The organism is Clostridium swellfunianum (assembly GCF_023656515.1).
Lineage (GTDB): Bacteria > Bacillota > Clostridia > Clostridiales > Clostridiaceae > Clostridium_AT > Clostridium_AT swellfunianum.
In genome coordinates, this window is the sequence record NZ_JAMOFV010000006.1 from 4,198,083 (window position 1) to 4,214,638 (window position 16,556).

14 protein-coding genes and 1 riboswitch are annotated in these 16,556 nt (G+C 35.1%); of the genes, 3 read left to right on the forward strand and 11 right to left on the reverse strand.

Annotated features, from left to right (window positions below; translation table 11 throughout):
* The 10 genes from NBE98_RS19980 to pflB form a co-directional block, all read right to left on the reverse strand.
* Positions 1 to 840, reverse strand: a complete 840-nt coding sequence (locus tag NBE98_RS19980) for an FAD binding domain-containing protein (protein ID WP_250816769.1) — start codon at positions 838 to 840, stop codon at positions 1 to 3.
* Entirely contained in the window at positions 815 to 3,070 is a 2,256-nt protein-coding gene (locus tag NBE98_RS19985; RefSeq protein WP_250816770.1) for a xanthine dehydrogenase family protein molybdopterin-binding subunit, read from the reverse strand. The genes NBE98_RS19980 and NBE98_RS19985 overlap by 26 nt, the downstream gene beginning before the upstream one ends.
* A 16-nt stretch (positions 3,071 to 3,086) precedes the next feature.
* The gene (locus tag NBE98_RS19990; protein ID WP_250816771.1) at positions 3,087 to 5,333 is read right to left on the reverse strand and encodes a xanthine dehydrogenase family protein molybdopterin-binding subunit; all 2,247 of its coding nucleotides are present in this window, start codon (positions 5,331 to 5,333) and stop codon (positions 3,087 to 3,089) included.
* 126 nt (positions 5,334 to 5,459) lie between these two features.
* Entirely contained in the window at positions 5,460 to 6,149 is a 690-nt protein-coding gene (locus NBE98_RS19995; RefSeq protein WP_250816772.1) for a ribonuclease H-like domain-containing protein, read from the reverse strand.
* Positions 6,150 to 6,163: 14 nt separating this feature from the next.
* Positions 6,164 to 6,895 (reverse strand): HAD-IB family hydrolase, encoded by a 732-nt coding sequence (locus tag NBE98_RS20000; RefSeq protein WP_250816773.1) that lies wholly within the window; start codon positions 6,893 to 6,895, stop codon positions 6,164 to 6,166.
* A 166-nt stretch (positions 6,896 to 7,061) separates the two neighbouring features.
* On the reverse strand, positions 7,062 to 7,895 hold the full coding sequence (locus NBE98_RS20005; protein WP_250816774.1) for a MetQ/NlpA family ABC transporter substrate-binding protein: 834 nt from the start codon (positions 7,893 to 7,895) through the stop codon (positions 7,062 to 7,064).
* Positions 7,896 to 7,935: 40 nt separating this feature from the next.
* A complete protein-coding gene (locus NBE98_RS20010) occupies positions 7,936 to 8,592 on the reverse strand; it encodes a methionine ABC transporter permease (protein WP_250816775.1) in 657 nt (218 codons plus the stop codon).
* Positions 8,579 to 9,550: a methionine ABC transporter ATP-binding protein gene (locus NBE98_RS20015; protein ID WP_250816776.1), complete on the reverse strand. Its 972-nt coding sequence runs from the start codon at positions 9,548 to 9,550 to the stop codon at positions 8,579 to 8,581. Before NBE98_RS20015 ends, NBE98_RS20010 begins: the two co-directional genes overlap by 14 nt.
* Positions 9,551 to 9,675: 125 nt before the next feature.
* Positions 9,676 to 9,792: riboswitch (SAM riboswitch) on the reverse strand.
* A 128-nt stretch (positions 9,793 to 9,920) separates the two neighbouring features.
* Complete coding sequence (gene pflA, locus NBE98_RS20020; RefSeq protein WP_250816777.1) at positions 9,921 to 10,643, reverse strand: pyruvate formate-lyase-activating protein; 723 nt, start codon at positions 10,641 to 10,643, stop codon at positions 9,921 to 9,923.
* Between the two features lie 203 nt (positions 10,644 to 10,846).
* On the reverse strand, positions 10,847 to 13,069 hold the full coding sequence (gene pflB / locus NBE98_RS20025) for a formate C-acetyltransferase (protein WP_250816778.1): 2,223 nt from the start codon (positions 13,067 to 13,069) through the stop codon (positions 10,847 to 10,849).
* A gap of 335 nt (positions 13,070 to 13,404) precedes the next feature.
* On the opposite strand from pflB, the gene NBE98_RS20030 reads away from it, so the two are divergent.
* The 3 genes from NBE98_RS20030 (at position 13,405) to NBE98_RS20040 (ending at position 15,718) form a co-directional block, all read left to right on the forward strand.
* The gene (locus NBE98_RS20030) at positions 13,405 to 13,632 is read left to right on the forward strand and encodes a FeoA family protein (protein ID WP_250816779.1); all 228 of its coding nucleotides are present in this window, start codon (positions 13,405 to 13,407) and stop codon (positions 13,630 to 13,632) included.
* 108 nt (positions 13,633 to 13,740) lie between these two features.
* A complete protein-coding gene (feoB, locus tag NBE98_RS20035) occupies positions 13,741 to 15,513 on the forward strand; it encodes a ferrous iron transport protein B (protein WP_250816780.1) in 1,773 nt (590 codons plus the stop codon).
* 49 nt (positions 15,514 to 15,562) lie between these two features.
* Positions 15,563 to 15,718, forward strand: coding sequence for a FeoB-associated Cys-rich membrane protein (locus NBE98_RS20040; protein WP_250816781.1), 156 nt, complete (start codon positions 15,563 to 15,565; stop codon positions 15,716 to 15,718).
* A 12-nt stretch (positions 15,719 to 15,730) separates the two neighbouring features.
* Here the strand turns inward: NBE98_RS20040 and NBE98_RS20045 are convergent, their stop codons facing one another.
* A complete protein-coding gene (locus NBE98_RS20045; protein ID WP_250816782.1) occupies positions 15,731 to 16,528 on the reverse strand; it encodes a ribonuclease H-like domain-containing protein in 798 nt (265 codons plus the stop codon).
* Positions 16,529 to 16,556: the final 28 nt, after the last annotated feature.

Consider the following 16,556-nt stretch of genomic DNA (forward strand, 5'->3'; position numbering starts at 1 on the left):
TTAAATCCTCCATTGTTCAAGAGTTCTTATTATTAATCCTTTAAGTACAGGCTCCTTGTATTCCGCAGACCAGCGTCTTCCACTCATTGCTATAGCCTCTTCGACCGCACTGCCAGCTATTGATTCTATGACTTCACTTGTAAGCTTTTGTCCTTTAAAATTTTTCTCAGTATTATATAGTCTTGTATGTTTGGGCAGCATTGCTCCTGGACATAATCTTAGGTCCTCTATGAATCCATCCTTTTCTTTTAACGCAATAGCCAAAGTCATTCTTGATATGGCAAGCGACTTTCTTCTGCCAACCTTCACCAACTCCCACTTGTAGCCTACAAGCTTTTCCACTTCAATTGAATATAAAATTTCATCAGGTCGTAAATTTACTGAGCCATTCTTTCCTAAAAACTCATCAAGGCTTAAGACCCTTTCGCCATTAAGGTTTTTGAGTACTAACTTTGCATCGTATATTAAAAGAGGTGGTATACTATCAGCACAATTTGCGTTGTTAGCAATATTTCCCCCAATGGTTGCCCTATTTCTTATAAGTGTTGAGCCTACTAAACTACAGGCTTTTGAAAGCATTGAAATATTAGTCTTTATTATTTCACTTTTTTCTACTTCAGCATGGGTAGTTCCAGCCAATATGGAAACAACATTATCCGTGTATATAATTCCTTTCAGTTCTTCCACTCCTGATATATCTACAACACTGTTCAAAAGTTCTTTCCTGCCTCTTGCTTCTACCATAATATCAGTTCCACCTGCTAAAATAGTAACGCTTCCCTGATTCAGAATCTCCAATACTTCTTGAAGTTTTTTAGGCTTTACAAAGCTTTTTATCATACTTGCTCAGCTCCTTACCTAATACTATTTTTTCAAGGCTGAAGGGCAAATGGGTAAGTCTCTTGCCTGTTGCAAATCTTATGGCGTTGCCTATGCAAGCTGGTACTGGTGTTAGTACTGGCTCTCCTGTACCCTTTGCTCCATAAGGTCCTACAGGCTCATCGCTTTCGTAAGCCTCACTGTAAATTTGCGGAATATCCTGTGAGGTTGGTATTATATATCCGTCAAAATTTATGTTTTCTATAATTCCATCATGAATCTCCAAATCTTCCATAAGCGCATACCCTATGCCTGTTGCTATTCCTCCGTTTATTTGTCCCTTAAGGGCTGTTGGGTTTATAACCTTTCCTATATCATGAACTGCGAAGTATTTATCTACTGATACCTCACCTGTAGTAATATCTACAGTTATGCAGCTTACATGTGCTCCGTAGTGATATGCTACATAAGGTATTCCAAGGCCCGTCTGTTCATTCCAATCTATATTTGGCATATCAAAGCGACCTACAGCTTTAACTTCTTTTTTCTGTGAAAGCATTCTGCAAAAATCTATTATAAATACTCTCTTTTTATCGTTTATATATAGATATCCTTCTTTAAAACAAATACTTTCTGGAGTTATACCTTCATATTCAGCTAGCTCTTGCTTTAAAAGATGAATAAAGTTTTCACAGGCAATCTTTACTGCTCTTCCCCCTACAGTAGACCCGCGAGAGGCAACAGTTGGACCGCTGTCTAAAATTTTAGCGGTATCATAATTATTTACCTCTATGAAGCTAGCCTCAATATTAAAAACCTCGCTGGCAATTTGAGAAAATACAGTTCTAGATCCTTGGCCAAGCTCAGATATACCACAAGTAACCAGTAGTTTTCTTTCCTCAGTAAGATAAATCACCTCAGATTGAGCATAATCTGCACCTTCTGCTCCTAGACTTATACCATGGTAACCCAAAGAAACTCCTATCCCTTTTTTAAGATACTTATTGGTTCTGTTAAATTTTTCAAATTCCCTAATGGTTCTGTCCCAGTTAGAAATCTCTCTTATTCTATTTAAGATATTTTCAATTGGTGGTTCCCAATCCACCTGTTGATTTGTTGAAGTGGTTTTTCCTTTTCTCCAAACATTTTTTAGTCTTAAATCTATTGGATCCATATCAAGCTTGTAAGACATTTCATCTATAGCTGTATCATAGAAATAACATGCCTGTAATCCTCCAAACCCTCTAAAAGCTCCGCAATACACATTATTTGTATAATAAACCTCATTTTCTACATCTACCCAGTCATATACGTACGGACCTGCTGAATGGGTTGTGTTTCTATACTGCACGAAAGTACTTACAGAAGCATACGCCCCACCATCCATTTTATTTCTTACTTTTATACCTTTAAGCTTACCTTCCTTGTTCGCTACGAGCTGTATTTTGCTTTTTATAGGGTGCCTCTTATAGCTTGATATAATTGATTCCTCTCTGGACGCTACAAATTTACATGGTCTTCCAGTTTTAAACGTACCAAGAGCTGCAAAGCCGCAAGCCTCGTAAACTACATCATCTTTTCCTCCAAATGCACCTCCTACTGTAGACTGTATTACTCTTACTTTGTTACTGCCTAACCCTAAAACCTTGGCAACAATATTTCTAGCAGTTAATGGAGTTTGCATGGGTGAATATATATTAAGCACATTGTCCTCGTAACAAGCCACAGCACCTTCTGGCTCTATATACATATGTTCCTGATGCTTTGTACTAAGTTCTAATTCAACTACAACATCTTCTAAATTCATTGAGACTTGCTCAACATTTTTCTTAAGTACAAGCTTGTTAAACATATCTTCTGAGTCTTCTATATTAAATTTAGGCTTTAAAGCTTCATACTCAACTCTAATTAGCTTTGCAGCTTTATCAGCTGTTTCTTTATTTTTGGCGCAAACTATACATACAGCATCACCTATATATTTAACCTCACCCTTTGAAAGAATTTGATTATCGCAAATTGGAAATCCGTAGCTGTTGTCACCTTCAAAATCCTCAGCCTTATATATTCCAACCACACCTTCAATAAACGCTTTGCTTGTATCAATTGAAGATATCCTTCCAGAAGGTATAGAACTTCTTACTACAGACACATAAAGCATGTTAGGAAATTTGTAATCGTCTACATATATTGCTGAACCTTTAATCTTTTCAAGTCCATCTACCCTGTCGTACTCTTTGCCAATATAATTCATTAAACCTCCTCCATTCTTACCAAGTGTGGCTGTCTCTAAGCAGTATTTTTTCTGCACTTACTGGTAAACTGAAACACCTGTATCCAACAGCATTATAAACAGCATTTGAAATAGTTGGTGCAGGTGCATCTATGCTTATCTCTCCAACTCCCTTCATGCCGAAAACACCTGTAGTCTCATAAGTCTCAACATGCAAAGTTTCAATATCAGGCACATCCATTATGCTTGGAATAATATAAGTTGACATTTTATTATTTAATACCCTTGAGTCTTTAAGCTTTAATCCTTCATAAAGAGCATAACCTATCCCTTGTGCCGCTCCTCCATGTATCTGTCCCTTAAGAGATTGCAGATTAATAACCTTTCCGCATTCAGTAGCAGTTATATATTTAACCACACTAACTTCACCTGTTAGCAAATCAACTTCAACTAATGCCATATGAGCTGCATGCGAATAAATTATATGAGGCAGTCCGTGACCTATCTCGTGCTTATCTTTCGCCACTGGATTATCTGCATAGCATACTGCAATTCTATCCTCCTTTGAAATCGCTTTGCACACAACGTCAAAACTTATATTGCCTTTTCTTCCTTTTATTTTACCTTCCTTAAAACTTAAGTTTTCCTTATTTTCTTGTAATAACATAGCCGCAGCACTAAGCATCCTATCTTTCATTATCTTTGCTGCACCATCTAACGCTTTTCCATATATATAGGTAGTTCGTGAAGCAGAGGCTGGTCCTGAATCTAATGTGAACTTTGAATCTGGTGTGGTGTACTTAATTTTAGACCTATCCATATCGAAATGTTCTGCAATAATTTGAACATAAGCGGTTGTGTTTCCCTGCCCCATGTCCGAAATTCCTCCATAAACAATGAGGCTTCCGTTGCCGCAAAGCTCTAGTTTGGCTTGAGCAAAGTCTGGTATGTTTACTCCTAGACCTCCTCCTTGATAAGAGCATGCTATTCCAAGTCCTCTTTTTTTATTAGGCTTAACATTTTCTAGATACTGCTCTCTATTTTTATATAGTTCCGTTCTTTCTAAAGCTTCCAAGCATTCCTTAAGCCCTGTACTGTATATAAAGGTATGCCCAATACATGAAGTATCCCATTGCTTAATAACATTCAGTTTTCTAAATTCAAGAGGCTCTATATTACATTTTTCTGACAGTATATCCATTTGTGATTCAAAAGCAAAATTTACTTGAGGCACTCCAAAGCCTCTAAATGCTCCTCCAATTGGATTGTTCGTATAAACTGCGAAACCCTCTACGTGAGTATTGTCAACTCTATAAGGACCCGCAAAATGCTCTACCGCAAGATTCAGAACCTCCGCCCCAAGACTTGCATAAGCTCCTTTATCAAAGTAAAGCTTGGCTTCGCAGCCAATTATTGTTCCGTCTCTTTTAGCGGCAGTCTTATAATGCATATAAGCAGCATGTCTATGATAACTTGAATTTATAGACTCAGATCTTTCAAGAAAAATTTTTACAGGTCTTTTGAGCTTTATTACCGCCAAAGCTATCAATAGCTGAATCGTTATACCATCCTTTCTTCCAAAACCTCCTCCAAAAAAAGGCGCCGAAACCCTTATATCTTCCTGCGCAATTCCGAAAGCATAGGAGATTTCCGAAATATCTCTGTAAATAGTCTGTGTGCCTGCCCATATAGCAAGCTTTCCATCTTCGTCTATTTTCCCGAACCCTGCTTCTGTTTCAAGGGGCATATGATCCTGAAATGGCACACTATACTTGTTTTCTATAATTATATCTGCTTCTTTAAAAGCCTTTTCTATATCTCCCTTTGACACTTCTATGTGATGAAGCAGATTTCCACCCTCATGAACCTTTTCTGCTCCTTCACTCAATCCTTTAAAAGGATCTGTTATTATGTCAAGTATCTCATATTCTATTTTTATTTCTCGTATAGCTTCTTCTACAGCCCACTTATTTTCTGCAACTACCAGACAAATAGGGTCTCCAATGCATCTGACCTTCCTTTCTACTAAAATTTCCTGATCCTTATGCACAATTCCGTATCTATTTCTTCCTGGTATATCCTTTGCAGTGTAAATCGCTACAACACCTGGCACTTTCAATGCCCTCTCCAAATCAATACTAAGTATATTTGCATGAGGAATTTCAGCTCTCCTTACACCAAGTATAAGAGTACTCTCCTCGTTGTAGTCAGATGGATATTTATGTGTTCCATCAGCCTTAATTTTTCCGTCTACCCTATTAAACTCTTTTCCAATATATCTCACATAATGCCCCCCTTTATGTAACAGTCAAACCGCTCTAGCTATTTCTACTCTTGTTAATTTATATTAAGGAAGATTAAATATATTACACTTTTAAAAATGGGCAAAAAAAAAGATGCTGTGAAGTTCTTACTCCACAGCATCTTTTTTTTCCGTTTCTTCTTTTTCCTCCACAGCTCTAATAAAACTATTCCAATTTACAAACATATGAAATAGGCTTACCACATCCTGATCATTATAAAGAAGTATTTTTTCTTTCTTTTCTTCAGGCATTCTGTTTACATAATCCTCATCCTGCATAATTTTATGGAAGGTCTTTGCAAGATTTGCGCCGCTTATAAGCTCGCTGTCTCTAGATATACCAAATTCTTTCTCAAGTGCCTTAAGTCCTATAGATGTTTTTCTGACTTTTTCATATTCTTTCTGCAAATCTATACCCTTAAAAATTTCTTCTACATTAAAATCCATCTTATACTTATTGAACAAATAGTTAATAATAGTATAATCATTATTCCCTGAAAAAGTAACGATATATTTCTTTCCAAGCTTAAGCATTTGATCAAAATAGTCCTTAGCCAACACCAATATATCGTAAGCATCATCTTTATTTTCAATCATATATTGAGTAACTCTTAATATTTTATCCTTTTCATCATAATAGCAGCAACCAAATACTCCAACACATATAGGCTTTTTATAGACATAATGCTCCAAATCAAAGAATAGAGCATTCTTATATAAATCTTTTCTATTTTCGATATCTAAGGCAAAACTATTATCAACCTCTCCAATATATATTTCATTTTCTCTAGCTATCACAAAACCACTCTTTCCTAATCAATCTGAATCAAATCTGGGGTCAATTTGTATACCATATCTTTTCTTTCAACAACAATTAAGGATTTTTCTCTAGTTTCCTTGCTCTCCTGTACTTTTTTAATAAGCTCTCTTGTTGGATTTACAAGCACTGGCGCACCTACCAGCTGAAACATTGTAAAATCTCCCGCAGTATCTCCATAAGCATAACTCTTACTTAGGTCTATATTATATTTATCTGCAAAATGATGTATAGCTACTTTCTTGCTCTTGCTGTCCCACATAGGGACAACCTCGCCCGTGTAAAGCTCATTCTTATCAAGCATGTAAACAGCACCCTTATAGTCATCAAATCCGTGCTTTTGAGCCATTTCTCTAACAAGTTCTATAGGGCTGCCTGAAATAGTTATAAGTACATGCCCCTGTTGTTTATGCCACTTTATCCTGTCTCTTGTAAAAGTATAAACTCTGTCACCTTTCTGATTAACTACATTTCTAGCAATAAACTCCACCTGAGACCTATGCAATCCTTTTATTGCTTCAACATATATGTCTGCCATTCTTAATAGATAATTATCATAGTTCCCTTGTCTCTTATCCCATTTCTGATACTCAAGCCTTACATCATTATACCATCTTTCAGGGTCTATTATCTCATATTTAACCAATTTTTTGAATATCTCAGCAATAAGTCCTTCTCTGTAAAGAGTACCATCAATATCAAAAAAAGCTCCTATATTTTTGCTCATTCCTGCCTCCAATACCATGTTTAATAATATAATATTATAAATACGGTAATTATGCTATCAATATTTTGTAAGATATATATTAAGTATAACCAAATCTTTCATTTGTAATGAAAGTAAGAATAAAAAATGAAGAATGGAGAGTAAGAATCTCACATTCTTCATTTTTTTAAAATGCTGGTATTACGCTGCCGTCTGTATACTTATTTTGAAGGAACTGTTTAACCTCTGGTGAAGTTAGCGCCTCTGAAAGTGCTTTGATATAATCCTTATCCTTATCAGACTTTTTTACAGCTAAAATATTTGCAAATGGAGAATCTTTTGCTTCAATTGCAAGTGCATCCTTAGATGGATTTAATTTAGCTTCCAATGCATAATTCCCGTTAATAACAGCTGCATCAACATCATCTAGAGTTCTTGGAAGCTGTGCTGCTTCAAGTTCTTTAAATTTTAAGTTCTTAGGATTCTCAGTAATATCTATAGCTGTTACTAAATCTCCGCTCTTGAGTTTTATAAGACCGGCATTTTCAAGAACTCTTAAAGCTCTTGCTTCATTAGTTGGATCATTTGGTACTGCTATGGAAGCTCCGTCTTTTAATTCAGTTATTGCCTTAACCTTCTTAGAATAAACTCCCATTGGTTCTAGGTGAACTTTAACAGTATAATCTAATGAAAGATTTTTTTCCTTAACCATATTCTGAAGATAAGGCACGTGTTGAAAGAAATTTGCATCTAATTGACCGTCATTTACTGCAAGATTTGGCTGAACATAATCAGTAAACTCTGTTATTTCAAGTTTATAGCCTTTCTTTTCAAGTAACGGCTTAACAACCTCTAATATTTCTTTATGCGGTACCGGGCTTGCTCCGACCTTAATTATCTTTTTTTCGGATGAACCTGTGCTTGTTGGTGTGCCTGACGCCGGAGATGTTTGTTTTGCTCCGCAGCCTGCAAGTCCTGCTGTTAATGCTACAGCTAATAAAATACTTAATGTTTTTTTCATTTTTAAAAACCCCCTCTTTAAAAATATAATATTTTAAAATTTATTTGCTTAGCTTTTTATAAGCTAGATTACCTAAGCCTTGAAGTATCTGAACCACAATAATAAGTATAATAACAGTGTAAATCATTATATCTGTCTTAAACCTTTGATACCCATACCTGACAGCTATGTCCCCAAGACCTCCTGCACCTATGGTACCAGCCATTGCTGAATAGCCAATAACACTTATAACTGTAAGTGTTATTCCAAGGATTATAGATGGAAGAGCCTCTTTTATCATAACTTTAATTATTATCTGCCAAGTACTTGCACCAAAGGATTTTGCTGCTTCAATAATTCCTGGATCAACTTCTTTAAGAGCTGATTCAATAACTCTAGCTGCAAAAGGAGCTGCCCCAATTGTAAGAGGCACTATAGCTGCTTCCCTTCCAATGGTAGTTCCCGCAATAAGCTTTGTTAGTGGAAATATTGCTATCATCAATATTATAAATGGGAAGGATCTTAAAAGATTTATAAAAAAATTCAAAATGCTATTTACTGCTTTATTAGGCTTCAAACCTTTAGCATCTGTTATTACCAAAGCAATAGCAGGAATAAAACCAATAATTACCGCATAAAGAGTTGATAGCAGTACCATGTACAATGTGTCCCATAACCCGGGCAAAAGTATATCTAATAATAATTTATTTAACGGCATCTTTTATTACCTCCCAGCTTACTTCCTGCTTTCTTAAGAATTCGAATATTTGTTTTTCATATCTTTCCTCTACATTTATGACTAAGCTTCCCAAAACATCCTCTCTAAACCTTTCAAGCTTACCCCAAACTATTGAAAAATCTATATCAAGATCTCTAGCCATTGAGGTTATTATAGTCCTTTGACTTTGATCTTTTGGAAAGAATATTTTTATATTTGAGCCTTCACGAGGCAAAAGCTCTTCCTCGCCCATAAGGTCCCTCAATTCATGTGGAGGTTCAAGGAATAAATCTTCAACCACACCAATAGCTTTAACTTCACCGTCTTCCATTAAAGCTACTCTGCTGCACACCTCTTTTATAACCTCCATTTGGTGTGTAACTATAACTATTGTTATATTAAGCTTTTGGTTTATTTCTCTTAAAAGCTGAAGTATTGATTTTGTAGTCTTAGGGTCTAAAGCTGAAGTAGCTTCATCACATAAAAGTATTTTAGGCTGAAGAGCAAGAGCCCTTGCTATTGCAACTCTTTGTTTTTGTCCTCCGCTCAGCTCCCTAGGATAACTTTTCGTCTTTTCCTCCAAACCTACCAGCTTTAAGAGGCTGTGTACTCTCTCCTTTATTTCTTCTTTAGGAACTCTCCATAGCTGCATTGGTAGAGCGACATTTTCATACACATTTACTCTGTTTAATAGATTAAAACTTTGAAATATCATTCCCAGTTCTTTTCTAAATTCTCTTAATGATTTAGTTTTAAGGCTCCTAACCTCTTTATCCATAACAATTATACTTCCACTATCGTAGCCCTCAAGACCATTAAGACACCTAAGCAATGTTGACTTTCCTGCTCCGCTATGTCCAACTATTCCAAAGATTTCCCCTTGCTCTACTTCTAAGCTTACTTCACGAAGCACCTCTGTATTTCCAAAGCTTTTTGAAACTTTACTTATATGAATCATTCATTTCCCCCTTACATACTTATTTAAGAATCCAAATACTATCAATTGATATTAATAACTATTCTAATTAAAAATATAAAAATAAGCCCCGAGAAAACCTCGGGGCTCTATAAGCATTCCGTGTTTCCTCATCTCCCAGTGTTTATAAAACACTGCAGGAATTGGCACCATTGCATTGTTATAATAACAATGCCGGTTGCCGGGCTTCATAGGGCCAGTCCCTCCACCTCTCTAGATAAGTATATCATCAATATTAAATTACTTTAGTTAAATGCAGTAATACTGTGTTCCTGCATTGATTTAATTATATTAACATTTGGTGTATATGTCAATAGATTTTTGCAATTTTTATTTTCATATTTTGCAATTGTTAAGCATATTTAATGAAATCGTTTAGTTGCTTTTCTAAGTCCTTAGTATATTTTTTGTCCATAGGTTCTAAATTTTCTAATCTGTATGGAATGCCAAGTTGCTCATATTTGGAAACTCCCATTGTATGATAAGGAAGAAGTTCAACTTTATCAACATTTTTAATTTCTTTTATAATGCCCTTAAGCTTTTCAATATGCTCTGCAGAATCTGTTATTCCTGGTACAACCACATGTCTAATCCAAACCTTTGTATTAGATTTATCTAATTCTTCAAGAAACTGATCTAGACCATGCTTACTTCTGCCTGTAAGGTTTTTGTATCCAAAATCATCTACATGCTTTATATCTAAAAGTACCAAATCTACATACTTTAGTATTTCAGAATATTCTCCAAAGCCATATCCAGCTGTATCTAACGCAGTGTGTATTCCCTTTTCCTTACAAAGTTTAAGCATTTCCAGCAGAAATTCAGGCTGAAGAAGAGGATCTCCTCCTGAAAAGGTAACACCACCGCCTGAGCGTTCAAAGTATGGTCTAAATCGCATAATCTTTCTTAAAAGCTCCTCTGGAGTCATTTCATTTCCTCCATCCATAGCCCAAGTATCTGGATTATGACAATAAGCGCATCTCAGCTTGCATCCCTGAAAAAACACAACCGTTCTAACTCCCGGTCCATCTACTAGCCCCATACTTTCAATTGAGTGTATTCTGCCTTTTAGCATTTAAATCCCCTCCTTCAGAATTTATTAACTATATTAAAACCACTGTTAATTTAAGGTGGTAATCGTATAAACGAGTACCACCTTAAGCTTTAGAGTTGAGCCCTGCCAGAAGCAGCCTACAATAGTCTGTTGCTCAGCTCAAAGCAAGTGCCTATTTAAGTCTCAGAATTAAGCCCTGCCATAGGCATGGAGAGCCTATTTGATTACATTTTTTCGTGGAATGTTCTGCTTATAACTTCTTTTTGTTGTGATTTTGTTAATCTGTTGAAGTTAACTGCATATCCTGAAACTCTTATTGTTAATGTTGGATACTTCTCTGGGTGTTCCATAGCATCCATTAATGTTTCTCTGTTTAATACATTTACATTTAAGTGGTGAGCATCTTGACCAAAGTATCCGTCCATTATTGATGCAAGGTTGTTTATTCTTGATTCATGATCTTTTCCTAGTGCATCTGGAAGTATTGAGAATGTATTGGATACCCCGTCTTCGCAGCTTGAATATGGAACCTTAGCAACTGAGTTAAGTGATGCAAGTGCACCTTCTAAGTCTCTTCCATGCATTGGGTTAGCTCCAGGTGCAAATGGCTCTCCAGCCTTTCTTCCGTCTGGTGTTGAACCTGTCTTCTTACCATAAACAACGTTTGAAGTTATAGTTAGTATAGATAATGTATGCTTTGCACCTCTGTAAGTTGGAGTCTTCTTAAGTTCGTTTGAGAAGAAGTTAACTAACTCTATTGCTATGCTGTCAACTCTATCATCATCGTTTCCGTATTTAGGGAAATCTCCTTCTACTTCAAAGTCTACAGTTATTCCATTTTCTCTTATAGGCTTAACCTTAGCATACTTAATAGCACTTAATGAGTCTGTAGCAACAGATAAACCAGCTACTCCAAAGGCCATAAGTCTTCCAACATTAGTATCATGTAAAGCTAATTGCGCTGCTTCATAAGCATACTTGTCGTGCATGTAGTGGATTATATTCATTGTATTTACATAAAGCTCACTTAAGTATTCCATAACTTTTACATAGTTAGCTTTAACTTTTTCATAATCAAGAACTTCATCCATTATTGGGTCAATTCCAGGAACAACTTTTATTCCTTGCTTTTCATCAACACCACCGTTGATAGCAAGTAGTAATCCCTTAGCTAGGTTACATCTTGCTCCGAAGAACTGCATTTGCTTTCCAACCTGCATTGCAGATACACAGCAAGCTATAGCATAGTCGTCTCCGTAAGTTGGTCTCATAACGTCATCATTTTCATATTGAATTGAGTCAGTTAATATTGACATTTCAGCGCAGAACTTCTTGAAGTTTTCTGGTAATTGCTGTGACCAAAGAACTGTCATATTTGGTTCTGGAGCTGTTCCAAGATTAATTAATGTGTGCAGGTATCTATAAGAGCTCTTAGTAACAAGAGGTCTTCCGTCTACACCAACACCACCTATTGATTCAGTTACCCAAGTTGGGTCTCCAGCAAATAAATCATTGTACTCTGGAGTTCTTAAATGTCTTACAAGTCTTAGCTTGATTATGAATTGATCAATTATTTCTTGAGCTTGCTCTTCAGTTATTAAACCTGCTTCTAAATCTCTCTCAATGAATATATCTAAGAATGTGCTTGTTCTTCCTAATGACATTGCAGCACCATTGTTTTCTTTAACAGCTGCAAGATAACCAAAGTATAACCATTGAGCTGCTTCAACAGCGTTAGTAGCTGGCTGTGATATATCAAAGCCATAAGAAGCTGCCATATTCTTTATTTTAGCAAGAGCTCTTATTTGCTCGTTTAATTCTTCTCTAAGTCTAATAGTTTCTTCAACCATTATTCCTTTAGTATTCTTAAGATCTTTCTTCTTTTCAGCTATTAATCTGTCTACACCGTAAAGCACTATCCTTCTGTAGTCACCTATTATTCTTCCTCTACCATAAGCATCTGGAAGTCCAGTTAATACTCCAGTTTTTCTAGCTGCTCTTATTTCTTCTGTATAAGCATCGAAAACACCTTGGTTATGAGTCTTTCTGTAGTTACTGAATATATCATCCATTCTTTCGCTTATCTTATAGCCATAGGATTCAAGAGCACTTTCAGCCATTCTGATTCCGCCCCATGGATTTGTTATTCTCTTTAAAGGAGCATCTGTTTGAAGTCCAACAACAACTTCATTTTCTCTATCTATATAGCCAGGTCCGAATGCATCTACACCTGATACAGTTTCAGTGTCAGCATCTAGAATACCTTTTTTGATTTCTTCCAATATTAATTCACTGCATTTTTCCCATACCTTCTTAGTCTTATCAGTTGGACCTGCTAAGAAGCTCTTGTCACCTTCATATAATTTATAGTTCTTTTGAATAAAATCTCTAACGTCGATATTATCCATCCATTCGCCTTGTATAAAACCTTCCCATTGTTTAAACATTAACTTCACTCCTTGCTTCGTCTTATTACAGTTCTATTATACAATGTTTTTTCATCTGTATCAATAGTAATTTTTGTTGTTTTCAGCCATTTTTGCTCATTATATTAGAACAGTTTACTATTCTGTTTCATTTTCTCACATTTGCTGTATCATTCGATATTTATTATTTATTAATTGTTATTATGATATAAAAACTTTATTGTTATTCCTCTTGTAAACCTTTTAATGCATACTATTTTCATTAGTCCGTTAGAATTTTAACCTTTTTCCTTGACAGACAAATATATTAGTGGTAATATTTACTTGAGAATGATTTTCAGTGTGGGGTGGTAATAATGAGCATTTATGATTTAAAGCCAGGACAAAAAGCATTTGTCACTAGAATTGTAGGAGATGAAAAACTAGCGAAGAGATTGCTAGCTTTAGGCGCTATAGAGGGTACCGAGGTTTCAGTTAAAACAGCAGCTCCACTAGGTGATCCAATTATAATCAATTTTAGAGGCTTCGATTTAGCAATTAGGAAGCAAGATGCAAGAAACATTGTAGTAAGAAACGCAAAATAGAAACAAACAACTTAAGGATTGTTAAGTGTAGAGTTCAAAACAAAGAATACAAAGAGTTTAGGTATTAATAATTCTTAAGTACTAAATAGGAATACAAGGGGGATTTAGATGATTACAGCTGCATTGCTTGGTAATCCTAACGTAGGAAAAACAACTCTTTTTAATCTGCTTACAGGTTCAAATCAACACGTAGGAAATTGGGCTGGAGTAACTGTTGAAAAAAAGGAAGGTTTTCTTGGAAATAACATTAAGATCGTAGATTTGCCTGGAATATATGCCATGGATACTTATTCTTACGAAGAAAAGGTATCTAAAAACTTCATTGTTAATGGAAATGTAGATTTAATCATCAACATAGTTGATGCCTCTAATCTAAATAGAAATCTCTATCTTACAACACAACTTAAACAGTTTAAAAAGCCTATCGTCTTAGTTTTAAACATGATAGATTCCGCTGAAAGCAAGGGTATAAAATTTGATTATGAAATGCTCTCAAAAGAGCTTGGAGTAACTGTAGTTCCAATAATAGCTTCAAAAGGTAAAGGCATCGATAAACTGAAGGAACTTTTGAATAGTTCTGTTTTTTTAAAAGATTCTGATGATAATAACTTTCAGTTTCACACAGAAAAAGAAGCCTATGGCTATATTGAAACTGTATTAAGTAAATGCTTAACCTATACTTCTAAAAATAAAGTTTCCACCACTGAAAAAATAGATCGGTATGTTATAAATAGATTTTTAGCTTATCCATTATTTTTGCTTATACTATTTTTTATATTTCAGTTCACTTTTAGCTGGGTAGGTCAACCCCTTGCGGATTGGCTTGATGCACTAGTATCAGATAAACTTGTTCCTGCAGTTGATGTGATGCTCTCTAGCAGCAGTGATTGGTTCAAATCATTGATAATAGATGGTATCATAGGCGGTGTTGGCTCAGTCATAGTATTTCTTCCTGTAATATTGGCATTGTTTTTATGCATCTCTTTCTTAGAAGATAGCGGATACATGGCTAGAGTTGCCTTTATAATGGATAGAATAATTAGAAAGATGGGACTTTCCGGAAAAGCATTTATTCCACTTATAATTGGTTTTGGCTGTTCTGTTCCAGGAGTAATGTCCGCAAGAACCCTTGAAAGTGAAAAAGACAGAAAGCTGGCAGCTTTAATAGTTCCACTTATGTCCTGCAACGCAAGATTACCTGTTTATTTAGTATTTGCTGGAGCATTTTTTAAGGGTCATGAATCCTTAGTTGTAGCTTCACTTTATTTAATTGGTGTAATAATTGCATTTATAATAGGAATATTATTTAAGAATACTTTATTTAAAAAGGATGATGAACCTTTTATAATAGAACTCCCTGAATATAAGCTTCCTGAGGCAAAAGGACTGGCACTTCATACTTGGGAAAAAGGAAAAGGCTTTTTAAAGAAAGCTGGAACAATAATATTCTCAGTATCTATTATTGTGTGGGTACTTTCAAACTTTAACTTTAATGGATATACAGATATAAATTCAAGCTTCATGTCCAATATTGGAAGAGCTATAAGTCCTATATTTTATCCTCTTGGCTTTGCTTCCTGGCAAAATGCAGTATCTTTGCTTGCTGGAATAATGGCTAAAGAAGTTGTAGTTGGTACTATGGGAGTTATATATGGCGGTGAATTAACAGAAATACTTCCAACAGTATTTACTTCTCTTTCAGCTTACAGCTTTCTAGTATTTGTTCTTTTATATACACCATGTGTATCATTAATAGCTACAATGAAAAAAGAGTACGGAACAAAGATGGCTACTTTTTCAGTTACTTATCAATTTATACTAGCATGGGTAGTTTCCTTCCTGGTATTTAATATAGGAAGCTTAATATTAAGAATATTTTAATTGGACATATTACTTCTTAGTAGTGTCCTTAAAAAGGAGTGTGGTCTTAATGCCTGAAATAATCATAGCTGCTGTACTAATAGCTGCTGCAGGATATATATTTTATAAAAACTTTAAAAAGAGCGCCTCTGGTGAATGTAACTGTGGAAGCTGCTCAAATAGCTGTCCAAAGTATTCAATGTCAAAAGAAAAAAAGCAGGATTAGTTCCTGCTTTTTTTAATAGCTGTTATTTGCAATAGCTGTCAATTCTGTTTCATCCTTGGTTCCTCTTAGTATTGCATCAATCACCTTTGAGGCAGCTTTTTTAGAAATTCTTTCAACATCTACATTCAACTCTATTTTATTCTTTTTTATCAAACTTCTTAAAAACCTAAGCTGTTTTTCTGTTATACAATCATCCCTTACGATAGTATCACTGCTTTGGACCTTATATATAAGAGTAAATATTCTAGGAAGGTTTAATACATCTTCATAGTTATGAAGCATAATGATATCCTTTAACTCTTCATCTTTAGTTTGAAGATATTGATTATACATCTCAACGCTAATAGCCCCATCTATTTGATCTTCTCTTTCAACACCTAAAAACTTTTCAACTGTTTTTAGATTGCAGCGTTCCATGCCAAGCTGTCTGTAATAAGGTCTTATCATTCTATACAAGTCAATATGTTCAGAAGGAATATTAAAATATATATTATTCTTTTCTGATCTTCTCACTACAAAAGGCTCATCAAAGGCTATTCCATTATAGGAGCACCATTTTGAAAACTTTTCTAAATCACTGCTGAAAGCATGTAATATGTCAGTTTCATCCTCAAGTTCCTCAGCGAAATACTGTTTTATTGTAAGAAGTCCTTCTTCATTAAAATACCCCAAGGATATTAAAATTATATGATCCTTGTCCTTCTCAAACCCTGTAGTCTCTATATCAAAATAAGCAATATTATGCATATCGTATTTATCTATGACTTTTCTATCAACTTTAATTTTATCTTTATACTCTCTAATAAACATCATTTCCTCCGTCTAGTCAAAGGCTTAC